Consider the following 19,708-nt stretch of genomic DNA (forward strand, 5'->3'; position numbering starts at 1 on the left):
GTTCAAGTCCCCCTCCGGACACTCGTTGAGACAGCGAACCGCGAAGCGGACCAGGGAAACCAGGTCCGCTTCGTTGTGCGAGACCCGGTGGCGACACCGGCAGCAGGACACCCGTCCGGGTGGCGGAATGGCAGACGCGCTAGCTTGAGGTGCTAGTGCCCTTTATCGGGCGTGGGGGTTCAAGTCCCCCTCCGGACACTCGTTGAGACAGCGAACCGCGAAGCGGACCAGGGAAACCAGGTCCGCTTCGTTGTTGCTGCCCCGACTCCCCCTCCCGCGCGCGCCTCCGGGAGCGGCCCGACCGACTAGGCTGTGAAGTCGATCCGACAGGGTCGCCGTGGCTCGATCGGGAGAAGAGGGTTCGTGAGGCACACCAGCCATCGCACGCGCGGCCGCTCGGGTGGTGGCGCCGTCTCCACGACGTTCGGCGTGCTGGGCGAGCTGCTGATCACGCTCGGCATCGTCGTCGGCCTGTTCGTGGTGTGGCAGCTGTGGTGGACCACGGTCCAGTCGAGCCAGGCGGCGTCGACCATCATGACCGAGTTCCAGGAGACGCTTCCGCCGGCTCCGGAGGTCGCCGCCGAGCTGCGCACCGACGCCCCGCCGGTCCCCGAGGCGGTCGCCGAGGGCGAGACGATCGGCGCGCTCATCGTCCCCACCTGGTACGGCAAGACCGACAACACCATGCCGATCGTCCAGGGCACCACGACCGCGCTGCTGAACAAGGCCGTCGCGGGGCACTACATGCAGACCCAGCAGGTCGGTGAGGTCGGCAACTTCGCGCTCGCCGGGCACCGGCGCACGTACGGCAACTCGTTCCGGTTCGTCAACGAGCTCGTCGAGGGTGACCAGGTCATCGTCGAGACCGCGACGACCTGGTACGTGTACGAGGTCACGAGCCACGAGATCGTCCTGCCGAGCCAGGTCGAGGTCCTCGCCCCCGTGCCCAACCAGCCGGGCGTCGAGCCGACCGAGCGGATCCTGACCCTCACGACGTGCCACTCCCCCACGCTCGGGGAGTTCGGCAACTCCCACCGGTGGATCACCTACGCGACGTTCGTCGGCTGGATGGACCGCGCCGACGGTATGCCCGAGCAAGTCCTCAACGACCCGGGGGTGCAGTGATGTACGGGTGGATCTTCCGGCACCTGCCGGGCAACCGCTTCTGGCAGGTGCTGCAGTCGCTCGTCCTGGTGGCGGCGGTCGTGGCCGTCCTGTTCACCTGGGTCTTCCCGTGGGTCGCCGACACGTTCAACATCAACGGCGACCCGAACTTCGACTAGCCGCGCCCTCCGGCACGGCGCCGCTCACGCCGGAGCCGGCGCTCGGTGCGTGCGTCCCGCGCGTACGCCGCGGCGTCCCGGCTCGAGAGCGTGAGCAGCATCAGGATGTCGAGCGCCACGGTGAGCAGCGTGGTGCTCAGCGTGATCTGGTTCCCGGACACGGCCCACCCCACGAACGACGACGTCGTGCTGATCGCGGCGAGCACCATGACGAGGTCCCGCGCCCAGTTGCGGCCTCTGAGGACGCGCCAGGCCAGGAAGAGCTGGAACACCGCGACGAGCGAGAGCAGCACCACCACCAGGACCAGCAGCGGGCCGGACGCCTCGTCGATGTCGGCCTGGGTCACGCTGCCGCCCAGGAAGAGCGAGCGCAGCGTCTGGTCCCAGTGCAGCGCGAGGTTCGCGAGCCACACCAGGTCGGCAACGACCCCCAGCACGACGAGCAGCGCACCGACCGTGGTGGCCGCGGGTCGGCGCGTCGGGCGCTCGGTGGGGGCGTTCGCACCGTCGGGTCCCGCTGCGGACGTCGCCGGGACCGCGACGCCCCGGACGTCCGCGACGGGGAGGTCGCCGTCGGTGCGGATCGCGTCGCCGCCGCCGTTGCGTGCGTGGTACCCGGTCGAGAAGTCCTCGATGACCTCGACCTCGACGCCGACGTCGGCCCCGAGCAGCGTCGCCACGACGTGGTCGCGCTCCTCGTCGGTGTCGGCCTCGATCTTGTGCGTCACCTGGAGCGTGAACAGGGAGAAGCCCACCGACCGGTCGTACGTCCCGGCCGCGAGCCAGTCGACGCGACGTCCGCCCGGGAGCGGCCAGCCCGGCGGGCAGCGCCAGAACCTGATGTGGTGGCGGCGAGACGGGTTCCCCTCGACCTCCTGCTGGAACGCGAAGTCCTGCTGGCGCCCGAACAGGAACAGGGGACTCACGGGCGCCTGGTCGTAGCTGCGCCGGCCGAGCGTGGCCGCGACGATGCGTCCGCTCGAGGCGAGCGTGACGTCGTCGGCGAGCGTCCACCCTGCGGCCTCCATCGCGGCCCGGACCTGCGCCTCGTCCCCCAGCAGCGCGAGGTTGACCGGGTCGCCCAGCAACCCGTTGGCGGTGCGCGTGCGGCCGATGAAGTACTCGGGCACGTAGAGCGTCGTGAGGATCCGGTGCAGCCGCGGCAGGGCGAGGTAGGCGATGACGAGCCACACGGCGACGACGTAGAGGATCGCGAACCAGCCGAGGTGGATCGACTCGCTCAGCACGAGCCACGCGAGCCACACGGCGGCGAGGCCCGCGAAGACGAAGAAGAACCCGTCGCCCAGCTCGACGAGCCGGTGCCGCAGGCCGCGAGGGGCAGGCGGACCGGTCCGACCGGGGGCTACGTCGGCGGGCTGGACGGCGGCGGCGTCGGCGGGAGGGCTCGCGGGCACGTCGACGCGCGCAGCGGTGCTGCGGGCGGCGTCGGGCGCGCTCTCGCGGGTCACGTTCCCACCCTAGGTCGCCCGGCGGCTTCGGGCTGGGCGGAGCGAGGCGTCAGACCGAGCAGTCGCACACCGGGTTGAACTCGACGACCTGGTCGCCGAGCTCGGGGTGCGCCCACGCCTGGGCCTCGGCGAGCGAGGCGAAGCGGCGCCCCGCGAGGCGACCGTTGGCGAACAGGACGCCGGCCTCGATCTGGTCGCGCACGTCGTCGGGGTCCGTGCCCGAGGCGCCCGTCACGCTCGTGGTGCCCGTGCCGTCCGTCCCTGCCGTCACCGTGCTCATGGGGCATCCCTTCCGGTCGGTGGTCCTTCGTCCAGTATCGCGCCGTCCGCACGGGGCGTCAGTAGGCCGTGTGCGTCCAGAGGTGGAACAGCGCGTACGCCCGCACGGGGGACCACGCCAGCGCCGCCGCGGCCGCGGCGCGCGCGTCGATCCCACCGAGGGCCTTGCGCAGCACGAGGTCCCCGGGCACGAACCCGTCGCGGTCCCCCAGCACCTTGACCGACAGGTAGTCCACGGTCCAGGGCCCGACGCCCGGCAGCGCGAGCAGGCGGGCGCGCGTGTCCGCGAGCGCCACCGGGTCGCCTGCCGTGTCCGGCGCGAGCGTCAACCCGTCGGCGCAGGCCTCCGCGAGCGCGAGCAGCGTGCGGGCCCGGGCGCCCGTGATCCCGACGGCGGACTGCAGGTCCGCCGCCTGCGCGCCCGCGAGCGTCCCCGGGTCGGGGAAGAGCCGCAGGCCCTCCTCACCGGCACGAGCGGCCGGGCGCCCGTACGCGGCCGCGAGCCGCCCCGCGAAGGTCCGGCACGCGGCGAGCGAGACCTGTTGTCCCAGGACCGTCGTGACCGCGGCCTCGAACCCGGACGGGTGCCCGACGACCCGCAGGCCGGGGCGGGCGGCGAGCAGCGGGGCCAGCACGGGGTCGGCCCCGAGCACGGCGTGCACGGTCGCGAGGTCGGCGTCGGTGTCGAACCACCGGGCGACCAGGGCGCAGGTCTCGTCCGCGTCCGAGCCGCTCCCTCGCACCTCGACCTCCTCGGGCGCCAGCCGCACCGTCACGGCCGCCGCGCCCGAGGCCGTCTCGACGAGGCGGGTCACCTCCCCCCTTCCGACGCCGGAGCGGTCGACCCGGTCGACGCCCGGCACGGCGTGCGCGACGAGCGTGGCGAGGGCCGAGGCCGCGTCGAAGGGCAGCACCACGGGCACGTGCCGCGACCAGGCCCCCGCCTCGGGCGCGGCGGCCTCCGGGGCGGTCGCGACGCCGTCGGGCAGGGTGGTCATGCGGCTCGCTCCAGGGCGAGCAGCAGGCGCTTGGCCTCCGCGCCGCCCGCGTAGCTGCCGCTCGTGCCGTCCGAGCGCACGACCCGGTGGCACGGCACCACGAGCGGCAGCGGGTTCTTGGCGCACGCGGTGCCCACGGCCCGCACGGCCCGCGGGCTGCCCGCGGCGGCCGCGACCTGGGCGTAGGACGCGGTGCGGCCGTAGCCGATGTCCCGCAGGTGGGTCAGGACCTCGCGCCGGAAGGGCCCCGAGGCCATGGTCAGGTCGAGCGGCAGGTCGAACGCGCGGCGCTCGCCCGCGAAGTACTCGTCGATCTCGGTCGCGAGCCGGTCGAGGCGCCCGGGGGCGCGCAGGACGCGCGGGCTCACGGTGCGGGCGATGCGGTCGAGGACGGCGTCGTGCCCCTCGACGTCGAACGCGATGCGCACGACGCCCGCGTCGGTCGCGGCGAGCAGCAGCGTCCCCACGGGGGTGTCGAGCGTGCGGTAGGCGACGTCCAGCAGGCCCGACGACGCTGCGTCCTCCGAGAGACGGTCGTGCAGCCGCGAGAGCGTGGCCTGGGAGTCGAGAGCGGTACCGAGGGTCGCGAGGAAGGCGACGTCGTCGAACGAGGTGTCGCTCATGAGGCACTTCCTTTCGAGGCGCGGACGGAGGAGGGAGCGCGCTCGGCCGAGGGGCCGGCGGGCGGGTAGGTGCGCCGCAGCGTCGCCATGCCGTCCGAGGCGGCGCGGCGCGCGGCCTCGGCGCTGCCGCCGAGGATCGCGGCGACCTCCTGGTAGGGCAGCCCCGCGACGTGGTGGTAGGCCACGGCCTGGCGCTGCTTGGGCGGCAGGGCTGCGAGCGCCCGCCACAGGTCGTCGTCGCGCTGCTCGACGCCCCGTTCGGGGAGCCCGTCGCGGCTGGGCTCGTGGGTGAGCCCGGCGACGTCGGGCACCGCGATCGGGGCCCGGGCACGGACGCGGGTGACGTCGATCGCCTTGCGGTGCGCGATCGTCACGAGCCAGGCCTCGACGTTGGCCCCCTCGTCGAGGCGCGGGTACGCCTGGAGGGCCGACAGGAAGGTCTCGGACCACGCGTCCTCGGCGTCCACGGGGCCGAGGACCGCGCGGCACACCCGCAGGACCGTGGCGCCGTGCTCGGCGACGACGCGTTCGAAGGGCTTCACGTCGGGTAGACGGCCCGGGCGCGCAGAACGTGAGGTGCCCGACGACGCCGCACGACGGCGACCATCAGAAGAGCCTGCTCGCGCGCGTCTCGTCGGACTCCTCGAGGGCCAGGAGGAACCGCTTGCGCTCGAGCCCGCCCGCGTACCCCGTCAGGGAGCCGTCGGCCCCGACGACGCGGTGGCAGGGCACGACGATGCTCAGCGGGTTCTGGCCGTTGGCCGCGCCGACCGCGCGGGCCAGGTTCCGGTCGCCGAGCGCGACCGCGAGGTCGCCGTAGGTCCGCGTCTCGCCGTACGGGATCTGGGCGAGCAACGCCCAGACCTTCTTCTGGAAGCCGTCCCCGACCGGGGCCAGGTCCAGGTCGAAGTCGCGCCGCGCCCCCGCGAAGTACTCGCCGACCTGGACGCGGACCTCCTCGAACGCGTCGTCGTCGCGCTCGCCGAAGGTCTCGCCCGTGGGGCGGCGCTTGTGGGCGTCGAAGTACAGCGCGCGCAGCCCGTCGGCCGTGCCGACCGCGGTGAGCTCGCCCACCGGCGAGTCGAAGACCGCGTGATGCACCGTCCGGCCGGCCTGGGTCGTGGGGGTACCTGGCTCGGACGCGGGGCTCCCGGGCTCCTGGGGCCGGTCCAGCAGATCCGACACGGCGCTGCCTCCCGTCCTGGTCGTCGCCTGCTCGTCGTGGTGTCTCATGCACTGTAGACGCCAGGGTCCGACAAGACGTGAGGTCGGGTGTCGGTCCCTGACGGGTAGGGTGTGCTGTCGCGCGGACAGACCGCGCGAACCACACTTGCTGGACGAACACGACCGACGGGACGAACGCATCATGATGGGTGGCCACCACGCCGCCTGCGGCGCGGCCGCATGGGTGGCGGTCACCTCGACCGCCCCGTACACGCTCGGTATCTACCCCGTCTCGGACGTGGGCGTCGTCACGGGCGCGATCGTGTGCGCCGGCGCGGCCCTGCTGCCCGACGCCGACCACCACTCGGGCACCATCGCGCACTCGCTGCCGCCCGTCTCCGAGGGGGTCGCCAACCTGGTCGAGACCATCTCCGGCGGGCACCGCCGCGGGACGCACTCGATCCTCGGGATCGCGGTCTTCACCGCGCTCGCGTGGCTCGCGGGTCTCGTGACGTACGAGTCGGACACGTTCGGGACCGTCGCTGTCGGGGCGGGCGTCGTCGCGATCCTGCTCGTCGCGTTCGCGCTCAAGGCCCTCAAGCTCACGCGCGGCGGCAAGCTCGGACCGTGGATCGGGTCGATCACGATCGCGATCCTCGTCGCGCTCCTGGCCCCCGAGGAGTGGAACTGGCTCCCCGTCGCGGTCGGGCTCGGCGTCACGGTCCACATCGTCGGCGACGTCATGACCACGGGCGGGTGCCCGCTGCTGTGGCCGATCACGTTCAAGGCGCCGCGCTGGGTGCGCAGGACCAACGTGCTCAACGACATCTGGCGCCCGGGCGGCAACTTCGCGCTGCCCGTCCTGGGCAACGCCGGGTCCGTGCGCGAGTGGCTCTTCCTGATCCCGGTCACCGCGTACGCCGTCGCGGGCGTCGTGTGGTCGCTGCTGACCCAGATGGGCCTCGACACGAGCGGCACGTACACGCTGCTCGTGTCCTCGTTCGGAGGCTGACGCCCACCCTCCGGCCGGCTCCCGGGGAGCGCTGCCGGGGAGCGCTGCCGGGGAGCGTCGTTAATTCCGTTGCCCACCCCCGCCGCCGGGTGCGAGGGTGGGCACGTCCGCCGGAGAAGGTCCGGCGCGAGCGCGCAGCCTGGGGCTGCGAGAAGGAGAGGTGTCGTGATGACCGTCGTCGTCGTTCCCCACGCCTCCACCTTCCCGAGGAGCCCCGGCCGCTGACGCCGGCTCCTCACCTCACCCGAGGAGCCCCACCCGTGCACGAGCACATCGACCTTCCCGCACTCCCCCGCCACACCGGCGTCCCCGACGACGCGTTCGACGCTTCCGGCATCGACGCGTACGACCTCGACGCGGCCCTCGACCCGGACCAGCGCTGGTCCACGTGGTCCAGCGTCGAGAAGGGCATGCGCGGCCCCGAGCCCCGTCCCGGCTGGGTCGTGACGGCCGACGCCGCGATCGACACCGACCTCGGCGTCCTCAAGACGGGCAAGGAGGCCGACGTCTTCCTGCTCGAGCGCGCCGTGCCCGACGACCCCGACCAGTTCTCGCTGCTCGCCGCCAAGCGCTACCGCAGCTCCGAGCACCGCGCCTTCCACCGCGACTCCGCGTACGTCGAGGGCCGCCAGGTCCGGCGCTCGCGCGACCGGCGCGCGATCGAGCGCAAGTCCTCCTACGGGCGCGAGGCCGCGGCCGCGCAGTGGGCCAACGCCGAGTTCGCGGCGCTGACCATGCTGTGGTCCGCCGGGGCCCCCGTCCCGTACCCGGTCCAGATCGACGGGACGGAGATCCTCATGGAGTTCGTCGGGGAGCACGCGAGCACGGGCGAGGCCGACGGGTCGCCCGCGAGCCGGGTCGCCGCGCCACGCCTGGCCCGCGTGCGACCGGACGCCGGCACGGTCGAGGCGTACTGGGACCAGCTCCGGCACGCCATGGGCCTCCTCGCCGCGCACGGGTACGCGCACGGTGACCTGTCGCCCTACAACGTGCTGGCCCAGGGCGAGCGCATCGTGATCATCGACCTGCCGCAGGTCCTCGACCTCGTCGCGAACCCCCACGGCACCGACCTCCTGATGCGCGACTGCCGGACCATGTGCGCGTGGTTCCGCTCCCGGGGGCTCGATGTCGACGAGGGCGAGCTGTTCGCCGAGCTCATCGCGCAGGCGTGGTGAGCTGGTCCGGTCAGGAAGAATGACCGGATGACCCAGACCCTCCGCCTCGCGCTCGTCGGGCTCGACTCCTCGCACGCCGACCAGCACGTGCGCCTGCTGAACGTCGAGCGGCGCTTTCCGGGTGTGCGGGTCACGGTCCTCGCCGACGGCGACCCGGGGCGCGTCGCGGAGCTCGCCGGCCGGAGCGAGGCGGCGGGCGTCCCGGTCCGGGCGGGCGGGCCCGACGACGTCACGTCGGTCGACGCGGTCGTCGTCGCCCACCGCGCGGGCCGGCTCCACCACGCGGCAGCCCTGCCCTTCGTGCGGGCCGGGCTGCCGGTGCTGGTCGACAAGCCGTTCACCGCAGGGGTCGCCGACGCCGAGGACCTCGTGACCGCGGCCCGCGCGAGCGGGTCCGTGCTGTCCTCGTGCTCGGCGCTGCGCTTCGTGCCCGACGTCGCACGGCTGCGGGCTGCCGCCCTCGCGCACGGCAGGATCACGACGCTGACCGTGTCCGGTCCCGCCGACCCGGGCTCGCCCCACGACGGCCTGCACTTCCTCGGCATCCACCTGGTCGAGGCCGCCCGCTCGCTCCTCGGAGGCGACGCCGACCTCACGTGGGGGGAGCCCGCCGTCGGGCACGAGGACGACGCCGTGACCGCGACCGTGACCGCGACGACCGGCGGGCGCGACGTCGTCGTGCGCCTGCGGTTCGTGGACCCCCACCTGCACCCCAACCAGCCGTTCCACGCGGCCGTGACCACCACGGGCGGGACCGTCGCGGGCGACCTGGACGTCGGGCCGGACTACCTCGAGCCCGTGCTCGCGCACTTCCTCGACCAGGTCGCCGGGACGGTTGCCCCCGACACGCGCGCCCAGCTCGTAGGGCCGGTCGCGCTCCTGGCCGCGGTCCAGGCAGCGGTCGAGGCGGCATCTCGTGCGGGCTCGGCGTGACCGGCCTAGCGTGAACGGATGACCACCCCCACGCCCGACGCGACCGCCTACGACCACGACGACGTCCAGAGGTTCCTCAACTCCTACGGCGTGGCGCTCGCGGCCGGCGACCTCGACACGATCGCCGAGACGTACGCGTTCCCCGCGCTCGTCGTGACCGACGAGGCGTCGGTGCTCATCAGCGAGCCCGACACCGTGCGCGAGTCCTTCCGGGGCGCTGCCGAGAGCTACCGCGAGCGCGGCCTCGTCGGGGCCGTCGCGCAGATCCGTTCGCTCGGGACCACGAGCGCGGGCCTCGTGTGGGCCGACGTGCGCTGGAGCTACCGCGACGAGTACGCGGCCGAGGCCGACACCGAGAGCTTCCGCTACCTGCTGCGGCGCGGGCGCGACACGTTCCAGATCTGCGTCGTCGTGCCCGTCGACCCGTTGGCGTGAGACGGGCCGGCTGCTAGGCTCCCCGCCATGCGTTCCTCGCTCCTCCTTACACCGCCGCGCTGACACGGCACGACCAGCGCGGCAGCCCCTCGTACCCCGAGGGGCTTTTTTGTGCCCACGCACAGGACGGAGCACCGCTGAGGAGACGCCATGACGCAGGACCAGGACACCACCCGGATGACAGCGCCCACCCCGCCGACCACCACGGGCCGGGCCCGGCACGCCGAGGTCGAGGAGCACTGGCAGGAGGTCTGGGAGACGCTCGGGGTGTTCCGCGCCCGCGACGACGGGGCCCGCGAGCGCCGCTACCTGCTGACGATGTTCCCGTACCCCTCGGGTGACCTGCACATGGGTCACGCCGAGGTGTTCGCGCTCGAGGACGTCGTCGCGCGCTACTGGCGCCAGCTCGGGCACGACGTCCTGAACCCCATCGGGTGGGACTCGTTCGGGCTGCCCGCCGAGAACGCCGCGATCCGCCGGGACGAGCACCCCGAGGTCTTCACCGAGACCAACATCGCGACCCAGGCCCGCTCGATCCGGCGCTACGGGGTGTCGTTCGACTGGTCACGCCGCCTGCAGACCTCCGACCCGGCGTTCATGCGGTGGACGCAGTGGCTGTTCGTGCGCCTGGTCGAGCGTGGGCTGGCGTACCGCGCCACGGCCCCCGTCAGCTGGTGCCCGCAGGACGGGACCGTGCTCGCGCACGAGCAGGTCGTGGACGGAGCCTGCGAACGGTGCGGCACACCGGTCGTCCGGCGCGACCTGACCCAGTGGTTCCTGCGCATCACCGACTACGCCGACCGGCTCGTCGACGACATGGACGCGCTCGAAGGGCACTGGCCCGAGAAGGTCCTGGCCATGCAACGCCACTGGATCGGGCGCAGCGCGGGGGCGCGGGTCGACTTCGCGCTCGTCGACGGGGCCGACGCACGCGGTGCCCGGACGCCGCACGCGGGCCCGCGCACCGTGTCGGCGTTCACCACCCGGCCCGAGACCCTGTTCGGCGTGACGTTCCTGGCCGTGGCCCCCGACGCCGACGTCGCCCGCGAGCTGTGCGCACCCGAGCACGCCGAGGCGCTCGAGGCGTACCGCGCCGCGAGCCTGGCCCTGAGCGACATCGACCGCCAGGGCACCTCGCGCGAGAGGACCGGTCTCTTCCTGGGGGCCTGGGTGGAGCACCCGGCGACGGGCGAACGACTGCCCGTGTGGGCCGCCGACCACGTGCTGCCCGGGTACGCGTCGGGGATCGTCATGGGAGTCCCCGCGCACGACGAGCGCGACCGGGCCTTCGCCGCACGCCACGGGCTGGCCGTGCGCCCGGTCCTGACCACCGCGCCGGGCGAGGAGACCTCGCAGGCGCGCGACGTCGTCGTGCACTCGGACGGAGGGGGGCTGACGCTCGACGGCCTGTCCCCCGCCGAGGCCGCCGCGCGCGCCACGACCTGGCTGTCGGCCCAGGGGCGCGGCGGGCCGCAGGTCGTGCACCGCCTGCGCGACTGGCTGGTCTCCCGCCAGCGCTTCTGGGGAGCCCCCGTCCCGATCGTGCACTGCACCGCGTGCGGGGAGGTCCCCGTGCCCGACGACGAGCTGCCCGTCCGCCTGCCCGACCTGAGGGGCGAGGCCCTCGCCCCCCGCGGGGTCTCGCCCCTGGCCGGTGCCGAGGACTGGGTACGCACCACCTGCCCGCGCTGCGGGCGCGAGGCCCGACGGGACACCGACACGCTCGACACGTTCGTCGACTCGTCCTGGTACTTCCTGCGCTACTGCTCCCCGGGACACACCGACGGGCCGTTCGACCCCGAGGCCGTGCGCCGGTGGATGCCCGTGACGCAGTACGTCGGGGGCGTCGAGCACGCCGTCCTGCACCTGCTCTACAGCCGCTTCGTGACCAAGGTGCTGCACGACATGGGCCTGGTCGACGTCGTCGAACCGTTCGCCACCCTGCTCAACCAGGGGCAGGTGATCAACCGGGGCCGGGCCATGAGCAAGTCGCTCGGCAACGGTGTGGACCTCGGGGCCCAGCTCGACGCGTACGGGGTCGACGCGGTGCGGCTCACGATGGTCTTCGCCGGGCCGCCCGAGGACGACGTCGACTGGGCGGACCTGTCCCCCGGGAGCATGCAGCGGTTCCTGGGCCGGGTGCTGCGCGTGGCCCAGGACGTGACGAGCCCGGCCGTCGCCCACGCATGGTCGACGGCCAGCCCCGCGGCGACGGGCGGCGACGCCGCGCTGCGCCGGGTGACGCACCGGACGGTCCACGACGTCACCGGGTTGCTCGACACGTCCCGGTTCAACGTGGCCGTGGCGCGCCTCATGGAGCTCACGAACGCGGCACGGCGGGCGATCGACGCCGGACCGGGGCCCGCCGACCCCGCCCTGCGGGAGGCCGCCGAGTCCCTCGCGATCCTGCTGAGCCTGTTCGCCCCGTACACGGCCGAGGAGATGTGGGCCGCGCTCGGGCACGACCCCTCGGTCGCGGTGGCCGGATGGCCGCAGGTCGACCCCGCCCTGCTGGCCGAGTCGACGGTCGAGGCCGTGGTGCAGGTCGACGGCCGCGTGCGGGACCGGGTCACGGTGGACGCGTCGGTCGGCGAGGACGAGCTCCGGGAGACCGCGCTGGGGCGCGAGGCGGTCCGGCGCGCCGTGGCCGGACGCCCTGTGGTCCGCGTGGTCGTGCGGGCACCGCGAGTGGTCAACGTCGTCACCCGGGCGTGAGACGGTCGGGGGTACGGTCAGGGGCGGACCGAGAGCCCCGCATCCGTCCCGGACTAGGCTCGACGCCATGATCCTGCGTGCCTACGACGAGTCCGACGCGGAAGCGACGCTCCGGGTGTTCCTGCGAGCCGTGCGGGTCACGGCGAGCAAGGACTACTCACCCGAGCAGATCGCGGCCTGGGGGTCGGACGACATCCCGCTCGACGTCTGGGCGGTCAAGCGCCTGCAGACCGACACGGTCGTCGCGGTCGAGGGCGACGAGGTCCTCGGGTTCAGCGACGTCGACGAGCGCGGGTACATCGACATGATGTTCGTCGATCCCGCGGTGACCCGACGCGGCGTCGCCTCGGCGCTGCTCGACCACGTGACACGCACCGCCCGCGGCCGTGGCGCCGTCGAGCTCACCACGTACGCGAGCCTCACGGCCCGCCCCTTCTTCGAGAAGCACGGGTTCGTCGTGGTCGAGGAACGCCAGCCCGTGCTCCGGGGCGTGTCGCTGACCAACTTCAGCATGCGCAAGCCGCTCGTCTGACCGCCTCGCGGTGCATCACCGTCGGTCCGGGCGGTCTCCTTCCAGGTAGCGGGTGCATCCGCGCCCGCCCACCGAAGGAGGGGGCACCATGGCACTCACGACCAGCGCGCTGACACTCATCGGCCGACGGCACCCAGCGATCTTCGACCTGCTGGGCAACCCGTACGGCCCCTTCACCGGTTCCCGAGGGGCCGAGGTCTCCCTCAACCCGCAGCCGCTGCCCCCCGGACCTCCGGACGGGATGCGCACCGGGTTCCACGCGGGCGCCGCGCTCGTCCAGCTCGCGTTCACGGCGCACCACCTGCACGTCGGGTTCGACATCGACGTCGACGACTGGTGCCCGACTCCCCCGCGCCGCCCCAAGCTTCCGCCGTGGCCGGGCCCTCGCCCGCGCCCCTGGCGCTTCGAGGTGGTCGACGAGAGCTGGGGCGTGGACTACGTGCTCGGCCTCGCGGTCTCGCTCGAGGTGTCGACCTCCGTCTGGGAGGGCTTCGCCGGGGCAGACGTCCTGGGCGGCATCCACGGCCGGGCCCTGGAGATCGGGGCCAAGCAGGGGTAGGCGGGCACACGGCCAGCGCGAGATGCGGCCAGCTGGGGTTCCTCCGGCGAGAGGACCCCAGCCGGCCGCACCTCGATCGGCCCGCCCGAGCCTTCCAGCGGGACCCTACTGGAAGTCCCGCGAGCGCGACGCGACCTGCAGCGACAGCGGCGCGAGGTGCTCCGCGAGGAGGTTCGTGGCGCCGTCTGCCCGTTCGAGACGGCCCCGCACCACGAGCGCGGGCGAGGACCGCGCGACCCGCCGGAACCGCTGCCACAGGCCGGGCGTGCAGATGACGTTGAGCAGCCCCGTCTCGTCCTCGATCGACAAGAACGTCACACCTCCGGCGGTCCCGGGGCGCTGGCGGTGGGTCACGACTCCCCCGACCGCGACCCGCCGGCCGGCCTCGTGCACGACCGCCTCGGCGACCGTGATGACCCCTGCCCGGCGCAGCCCGGGGCGCACGTACTGGGTCGGGTAGGAGTCGGTCGAGACGCCCGTGGCCCACACGTCCGCGACCGCGGTCTCGACCTCGCTCATGCCCGGCAGCGTCGGCGCCTCGACCCCGACCGAGACCCCCGGCAGCGTGTCCGGCCCCTCCTGGGCGAGCGCCCCCGCAGCCCACAGCGCCTCACGCCGTGCCACGCCCAAGGACTCGAGCGCGCCGCCCGTCGCGAGGGCCTCGAGCTGGGTCGTGGTCAGGTCGACGCGCCGCACCAGGTCGCGCAGGTCCGTGAAGGGCCCGGCTGCGCGCGCCGCGACGACCGCCTCCGCGACCGGGTCCCCCACCCCGCGCACGCTGCCCAGCCCCATGCGCACCGCGAGGGACAGGTCGGGGCGCGCGGCGCCGTCGGGCGGGGCGGGGGCACGCGGGGTGAGGGGACCCCGGTGGGGCGCGGCGAGGCCCGGCCGCACGTCCCTGCCCGACGGCGCCCCCTCCTTCGCCCCCCGGCTCGCCGAGGCGGGCAGCCGCTCGACCCCCGCCTTGACGCCCGACGCGTTGACGTCCGGGCGCAACGCCGTGACCCCGTGCCGGCGCGCGTCCGCGACGAGCGACTGCGGCGAGTAGAACCCCATGGGCTGCGCCGCGAGCAGCCCTGCGTAGAACGCGGCCGGGTGGTGCACCTTGAGCCATGCGCTCGCGTACACGAGGTACGCGAACGAGTAGGCGTGCGACTCGGGGAACCCGAAGTCCGCGAACGCCTTGAGCTTGTCGAAGATCTGCTCGGCGACGTCGGGCGCGACGCCGTTCTTCGCCATGCCGTCCAGGAGCCGCCCGTGCAGCGCCTCCATGCGCTCGACCGACCGCTTGGACCCCATCGCGCGGCGCAGCTGGTCCGCCTCGGCCGCGCTGAAGCCCGCGACGTCGATCGCCATCTGCATGAGCTGCTCCTGGAACAGCGGCACGCCCAGCGTCTTGGCGAGCGACTTCTCGAGCAACGGGTGCAGGTACTCGACCTTCTCCCGGCCCCGGGCCCGGTTGATGTACGGGTGCACCGAGCCGCCCTGGATGGGGCCGGGGCGGATGAGCGCGACCTCGATCACGATGTCGTAGAACGTGCGAGGCTGCAGGCGCGGCAGCGTCGCCATCTGGGCGCGCGACTCGACCTGGAACACCCCGACCGTGTCCGCCGCGCACAGCAGGTCGTACACCGCGGGGTCGTCGTCGGGCAGCGAGTGCAGCTCGAGGCCCAGGCCCTCGTGCTCGGCGATCAGCTCGAACGCGACCCGGATCGCCGTGAGCATCCCCAGGCCCAGCAGGTCGAACTTCACGAGCCCCGCGTCCGCGCAGTCCTCCTTGTCCCACTGCAGGACCGTGCGCCCCTCCATACGCGCCCACTCGACCGGGCACACCTCGATCACGGGGCGGTCGCACATGACCATGCCGCCCGAGTGGATGCCGAGGTGCCTCGGGAGTCTCAGGAGGCGCTCGGCCAGCTCGAGCACCGGGCCCGGGATCTCGCCCTCCTCGGCGGCCGACGGCGGGCGGCGCGCGGGCACGACGTCGTGCGGGTCGTCGGAGCGCAGCGTGGGGCCAGCGCCCTGGTCCCTGCCGCGCCTGTCGCCCTGGTCCTCGGCCAGCGGGTCGACGACGCGACCCGACAGGTCCGGGGTCCAGTCGGCGTGGCCCGTGTGCGGGCGGTCGGGGCGGCGCCGCTGCTCGCGCTGCCGCGGTGCACCGGTCCCCCAGACCTCGACCGCGCGGGCGTCCTTGGCCGCGGTGCGGGTCACGACGGCGGGCGGCGCGTCGGCGCGCGCCGTGCCCCCTGCCGCAGACGCCCCTGCCGCCGCGGGCCCGACAGTCCCAGGGACCGACGCGTGCGCCCCGCGCGCGGCGATCGCCCGTTCCCGGGCCGCCCGGTCCGCCGCGGGGCTCGACGGGTCCGGCCCGCGCAGCGACCCCCAGCGCTCGATCGACTTGCTCCACGCGTCCTGCTGCCCGACGTCGTGCCCCAGGGCCCGTGCGGCGTCGCGCACCGCGGACTTCGGCCGGTAGGAGATGACGTTGGCGACCTGCGCCGCGTGCGTGCGCCCGAACCGTTCGTACACGTACTGGATGACCTCCTCGCGACGCACCGACTCGATGTCGACGTCGATGTCCGGGGGGCCGTCGCGCTCGGGCGCGAGGAAGCGCTCGAACAGCAGACCGTGCTTGACGGCGTCCACGGCCGTGATGCCGAGCGCGTAGCAGACGGCCGAGTTCGCGGCCGAGCCGCGCCCCTGCGCGAGGATGCCGCGGGCGCGGCAGAACTCGACGAGGTCGTACACGATGAGGAAGTACCCCGGGAAGCCGAGCTGCTCGATGATCGCGAGCTCGTGGTCTATCTGCCGCCACGCACCGGGCTCGCGCTCGGCCTCGCGAGGGCCGTAGCGGTCGGTGCCGCCGCGCTCCACGAGCACGCGCAGCCACGACCTCTCGTCGTGACCGGCGGGGACAGGGTACGGCGGCAGCTCGGGGGCCACGAGGCGCAGGTCGAACTGGCACTCGGCACCCAGCTCGGCCGCGGTCGCCACGGCCTGCGGGTGGCGGCGGTGCCGGTCCGCCATCTCGGCCGCCGAACGCAGGTGCGCGGTGGGGGCACCGGGCAGCCAGCCGTCCATGTCGTCGAGCGACGAGCGCGCACGGACGGCCGCGAGCGCCCCCGCGAGGGCCGCGTCGCGGGGGCGCGCGTAGTGCACGTTGCCGGTCGCGACGAGCGGCAGGTGCGCATCGGCGGCGAGCCCGGCGAGCGCGTCGCACAGGTCGCTGTCGCGGGGGTCGCCCGCGTCGGTGATCTCCACGGCCACGTTGTCGGCGCCGAAGACCTGCACGAGCCGGTCGAGCTCGCGCCGGGCGGCCCGCGGCCCCTCGGTGAGCAGCGCCGAGCGCACGGCGCCCTTGCGGCAGCCCGTGAGGACGACCCACTGGCCGTCCGACTGCTCACCGAGCCGTTCGAGCCGGTAGTCGGCCGCGCCCTTGGTGCCCGTCGCGAGGTGCGCGGTCGCGATCGCGCTCGACAGGTTGCGGTACCCGTCCGGGCCGCGGGCCAGGACGAGCAGGTGGGACGCGCGCGGGTCGGGCACGCCCGTGGGCGCGTCCAGGACGGGGGCCGCGCCGGGGGCGGGCGCGACGGGCAGGTGCAGCTCGGCGCCGAACACGGTCGGCAGGGACACCGCGCGCGCCGCGGTCGCGAAGCGCACGACCCCGTACAGGCCGTCGTGGTCCGTCACGGCGAGCGCGGACAGGCCCAGGTGCGCGGCCTCGGCCGCGAGCTCCTCGGGGTGGCTCGCGCCGTCGAGGAAGCTGAACGCGGAGTGCGCGTGCAGCTCGGCGTAGCGGGGCGGTCTGCGCACCCCGGCGCCCGGCGGGGCTGCCCTAGTCATAGACGGCCTCCACGGTCCAGCGCCCCTGGGCGCTCGCGAGCAGCACGCCGCGTCCGTCGTCGAGCAGGACCTGGAGGTATGCCCGACGGCGCGGCGTCTCGCTCCACCAGCGTTCGGCGAGCGGCCACGGCCCGGCCCAGCCGAGCACACGCCGGCTCGCCCCGGCTCGTGGCGCGAGCCACCGCACGGTCGCGGGTGGTGCGCTCATCGCGAGGCGCACGTCGACGCGGACGGGGGCTCCGGCGTCGTCCAGGACGGCGACGTCCTCCGGGACGTCCAGGACGAGAGCGGGCGCGGGCTCGGGCAGGCGCCCCGGCCACGGCAGGTCCGCGCGCCGCGGCGCGGGGGCCGCGTCCCCCCACGGGGCGAGGTGCACCTGGTCGTGGACGTCGCGCCCGCCCTGCGTGACGACGCTCAGCACGCCGTCCCCGCCCAGGAGGCCCTGGACACGGCCCAGGGCGCGCTGGGCGCGGGCGTCCTCGCCGCTCGACGCGCCCCACAGCCGCGGCTGCTCGGCGCCCGCGGCCACGACCTCCTCCGCGGTGATCGCGAGCCGCACGAGCGGCGAGGGCCGGTCCTCGGCGAGGTCCGGCAGGTCGTCGTGGCTGGTCTGTGCGTGGTCGTCCCGGCGCACCCTCCGACCCTGCCGCTGCCGCTGTCCCAGCGCGACGCGCGACGCCGTGAGCCACCCCTCGAGCTGCCAGCGCACGCGGTCGGTGATGCGGGCCGCGGTGAGGCCGCCCATGGCGCCGTCGTCGCAGCGCCAGGTCCGTTCGAGCTCGCGCCCGTCCTCGGTGCGGGCCGTGATGCGCAGCCGCCCGCACGACGACGAGCGCTCGACGAGCTGGGCGTGCAGGTCCTCGGCGAGGCGGCGGGCCGCGAAGGTCGCGACGTCGACGCGCTCGGCGGGCGGGTCGAGCTCGCACTCGACGGCGACGTCCGCCTCGATGCGGCGCCGCGCGGGCGGGCGCAGGTCCTCGCCCTGCGCGAGGCGCTGCGCCCAGGCCCCCAGGTCGCCGAAGCGCGACAGGACGCTCGGGGCGGGCAGCGCGGCGAGGTCCGCGAAGGTCCGCACGCCGAGGCGGCCCAGGAGGTCGACGAGCTGCGCGACGGGCTGGGCGTCGCCCACGACGACGTGCGCGAGCTCGCCCAGCGGGCGCGGGGCCAGGTAGGCCCGGGAGGTCCCTGCGGGCACGACGAGCGAGGACCGCGCGCCCAGCACCGCGGCCAGGATCCCGTCGGCGACGCCGACCTGGCTCTCGTGGCCCGTGTCCGCAGCGACCCGTTCGACGAGCACCTGCGCGAGGCGCTCCTCGGTGCCGTGGTAGCGCGCGGGGCCGCCCGAGGGCAGGAGCAGCAGGCCCGGGCGCGCGACCTCGATGCCCGCGACCACGGTCTCGGCGGCGAGCGCGACGGGCTCGAACTCGCGTGCGTCGCGCGCGTCGTCGGCGTCGAGCAGCGCGAGCTCGGGGCAGCACTCCTGCGCCCGACGGCGTCGCATCCCCCGGCGCACGCCCTGCGCCCGCGCGGTGGCCGAGACCGCGAGGACGCGGCGCCCGTCGTGCGTGGCCGCGGGCACGTGCGCGGGGACCTGGGCCGCGCCCATCGCGGCGACGACGGGCCAGTCCGGCACCCACAGGACCGCGGTGCGGGTGGCCGTGCTCCCGGCGCTCATCCGACGAGCCGGAGGCCGGGCGGGGTCTTCTCGACCTGCCGCGGGTTCTTCACGACGCCTCCGCGCAGCGGCAGCTCGACCTGGCGCTCGATGCCGCGCGCGGCGCCGGCCCGCCCGCTGCGCCGGACCGTGAGCCGGCGCCTGCGCAGGTACCCGGCGCCGTGGTCCGTGCCCGACCAGGTGCCCTCGCGGACCGTGAGGACCACGTGCGCCCCGGCCCAGGGTTGCGCCGCGACGAGGAGGTTCCCGCGCTCGCGGGCCCGGGAGGTCAGGCGACGGCGGTCGGCGTCGGTCAGCGCGGCCTGCGGCCCGACCACGACGACGTCGATCCCGTCGAGCAGGGCAGCGACCGCTGCCGCGGCGTCCGGCCCGGGGGACGGGACCAGGGCGACGCGGCCCAGGTCGATCCCTGCCTCGGCGGCCGCGAGGACCCCGAGGCGCGGGAAGCCGACCATGGCGGTCCAGGCCCCCGTGCGCGAGGCCTCGGACAGCAGCGCGAGCAGGAGCGAGGTCGAGCCGTCGACCACCACGGCGGTGCCGCGCTGGAGACCGCCGAACGGGAGCAGGCCGGCCAGCTCGTCGGGGACCGGGAGGAGCTTCTCCTCCCCCGTGCTCCCCGGTGCGCGGCGGGCCGAGAGCTCCGCGCGGCGCAGCACCGACCGGGCCAGGAGCGCCCGCTGGGCGTGCGTGGACCCGGCGGGCTGCACGAGACCGGCGGCCTCTGCCGAGGCGGTGGCCGTCGCGGTGCCGACGCCGCTCAGTGCCTCCCGGAGGGTGTCGTCGACCAGGGTCATGACACCTCCTGCACGCTCGAAAGACATTCGAACAGGTGTTCGAACACTTCCAGTACACGCGCTCCGCGAGGGGGTGTCAACTCGTCCCACCCGGTCGACACCAGGGGTCGACCCGTGGTTGAGAGTTTCACCATCGCGCAACAATCAACCCCGCATACAGGCATTCCGGAAGCCTCAGGCGACACCTCATGGTTGGGCCAGGAAGGGCGGGATATCAAC

General features: G+C 74.6%; 18 protein-coding genes and 1 tRNA gene. 10 read left to right on the plus strand and 9 right to left on the minus strand.

The genetic code is table 11. The annotated features are described in order from the left end of the window. Positions 1–113: 113 nt before the first annotated feature. The 3 genes from H9640_RS13965 (at position 114) to H9640_RS13975 (ending at position 1,283) form a co-directional block, all read left to right on the plus strand. Positions 114–198, plus strand: a tRNA-Leu gene (locus H9640_RS13965). A 165-nt stretch (positions 199–363) separates the two neighbouring features. Next, entirely contained in the window at positions 364–1,125 is a 762-nt protein-coding gene (locus H9640_RS13970; protein ID WP_191791313.1) for a class E sortase, read from the plus strand. Next, entirely contained in the window at positions 1,125–1,283 is a 159-nt protein-coding gene (locus tag H9640_RS13975) for a hypothetical protein (protein ID WP_191791314.1), read from the plus strand. Before H9640_RS13970 ends, H9640_RS13975 begins: the two co-directional genes overlap by 1 nt. Here H9640_RS13975 and H9640_RS13980 read toward each other — a convergent pair. From H9640_RS13980 to H9640_RS14005, 6 genes are all read right to left on the minus strand, one after another. Continuing rightward, positions 1,280–2,752: an LssY C-terminal domain-containing protein gene (locus tag H9640_RS13980; RefSeq protein WP_318243778.1), complete on the minus strand. Its 1,473-nt coding sequence runs from the start codon at positions 2,750–2,752 to the stop codon at positions 1,280–1,282. The two genes, H9640_RS13975 and H9640_RS13980, sit on opposite strands and share 4 nt — an antisense overlap. Before the next feature lie 49 nt (positions 2,753–2,801). Further along, positions 2,802–3,032 (minus strand): hypothetical protein, encoded by a 231-nt coding sequence (locus H9640_RS13985; RefSeq protein ID WP_191791315.1) that lies wholly within the window; start codon positions 3,030–3,032, stop codon positions 2,802–2,804. Positions 3,033–3,090: 58 nt separating this feature from the next. Continuing rightward, positions 3,091–4,029 (minus strand): DNA-3-methyladenine glycosylase family protein, encoded by a 939-nt coding sequence (locus H9640_RS13990; RefSeq protein WP_191791316.1) that lies wholly within the window; start codon positions 4,027–4,029, stop codon positions 3,091–3,093. Next, positions 4,026–4,652, minus strand: coding sequence for a methylated-DNA--[protein]-cysteine S-methyltransferase (locus tag H9640_RS13995; protein WP_191791317.1), 627 nt, complete (start codon positions 4,650–4,652; stop codon positions 4,026–4,028). Before H9640_RS13995 ends, H9640_RS13990 begins: the two co-directional genes overlap by 4 nt. Further along, positions 4,649–5,194 carry an RNA polymerase sigma factor gene (locus H9640_RS14000; protein WP_191791318.1) on the minus strand — a complete coding sequence of 182 codons (546 nt, stop codon included), beginning with the start codon at positions 5,192–5,194 and terminating at the stop codon, positions 4,649–4,651. The genes H9640_RS13995 and H9640_RS14000 overlap by 4 nt, the downstream gene beginning before the upstream one ends. 64 nt (positions 5,195–5,258) lie before the next feature. After that, positions 5,259–5,885 (minus strand): methylated-DNA--[protein]-cysteine S-methyltransferase, encoded by a 627-nt coding sequence (locus H9640_RS14005; protein ID WP_191791319.1) that lies wholly within the window; start codon positions 5,883–5,885, stop codon positions 5,259–5,261. Between the two features lie 133 nt (positions 5,886–6,018). Between H9640_RS14005 and H9640_RS14010 the strand changes: the two genes are divergently transcribed. From H9640_RS14010 to H9640_RS14040, 7 genes are all read left to right on the plus strand, one after another. Then, positions 6,019–6,828, plus strand: coding sequence for a metal-dependent hydrolase (locus tag H9640_RS14010; RefSeq protein WP_191791320.1), 810 nt, complete (start codon positions 6,019–6,021; stop codon positions 6,826–6,828). Positions 6,829–7,088: 260 nt separating this feature from the next. After that, positions 7,089–8,003 (plus strand): serine protein kinase RIO, encoded by a 915-nt coding sequence (locus tag H9640_RS14015; protein WP_318243779.1) that lies wholly within the window; start codon positions 7,089–7,091, stop codon positions 8,001–8,003. A 27-nt stretch (positions 8,004–8,030) separates the two neighbouring features. Continuing rightward, positions 8,031–8,936 carry a Gfo/Idh/MocA family protein gene (locus tag H9640_RS14020; protein ID WP_191791321.1) on the plus strand — a complete coding sequence of 302 codons (906 nt, stop codon included), beginning with the start codon at positions 8,031–8,033 and terminating at the stop codon, positions 8,934–8,936. Positions 8,937–8,954: 18 nt separating this feature from the next. After that, positions 8,955–9,371, plus strand: a complete 417-nt coding sequence (locus H9640_RS14025; protein WP_138824599.1) for a hypothetical protein — start codon at positions 8,955–8,957, stop codon at positions 9,369–9,371. A gap of 150 nt (positions 9,372–9,521) precedes the next feature. Continuing rightward, entirely contained in the window at positions 9,522–12,086 is a 2,565-nt protein-coding gene (leuS, locus tag H9640_RS14030; RefSeq protein ID WP_191791322.1) for a leucine--tRNA ligase, read from the plus strand. A 67-nt stretch (positions 12,087–12,153) separates the two neighbouring features. After that, positions 12,154–12,618, plus strand: a complete 465-nt coding sequence (locus H9640_RS14035) for a GNAT family N-acetyltransferase (protein ID WP_191791323.1) — start codon at positions 12,154–12,156, stop codon at positions 12,616–12,618. An 88-nt stretch (positions 12,619–12,706) separates the two neighbouring features. Further along, entirely contained in the window at positions 12,707–13,177 is a 471-nt protein-coding gene (locus H9640_RS14040) for a hypothetical protein (RefSeq protein WP_191791324.1), read from the plus strand. Positions 13,178–13,282: 105 nt separating this feature from the next. On the opposite strand, the gene H9640_RS14045 is transcribed toward H9640_RS14040, so the two are convergent. From H9640_RS14045 to H9640_RS14055, 3 genes are read right to left on the minus strand one after another with little or no spacing between them, the layout of a single operon-like run. Then, positions 13,283–17,020 (minus strand): error-prone DNA polymerase, encoded by a 3,738-nt coding sequence (locus H9640_RS14045; RefSeq protein ID WP_191791325.1) that lies wholly within the window; start codon positions 17,018–17,020, stop codon positions 13,283–13,285. Continuing rightward, positions 17,013–18,695, minus strand: coding sequence for a DNA polymerase Y family protein (locus tag H9640_RS14050; protein WP_191791326.1), 1,683 nt, complete (start codon positions 18,693–18,695; stop codon positions 17,013–17,015). Before H9640_RS14050 ends, H9640_RS14045 begins: the two co-directional genes overlap by 8 nt. Further along, complete coding sequence (locus tag H9640_RS14055; RefSeq protein WP_191791327.1) at positions 18,692–19,489, minus strand: hypothetical protein; 798 nt, start codon at positions 19,487–19,489, stop codon at positions 18,692–18,694. Before H9640_RS14055 ends, H9640_RS14050 begins: the two co-directional genes overlap by 4 nt. Positions 19,490–19,708: the final 219 nt, after the last annotated feature.

Source organism: Oerskovia gallyi (assembly GCF_014836745.1).
GTDB lineage: Bacteria > Actinomycetota > Actinomycetes > Actinomycetales > Cellulomonadaceae > Oerskovia > Oerskovia paurometabola.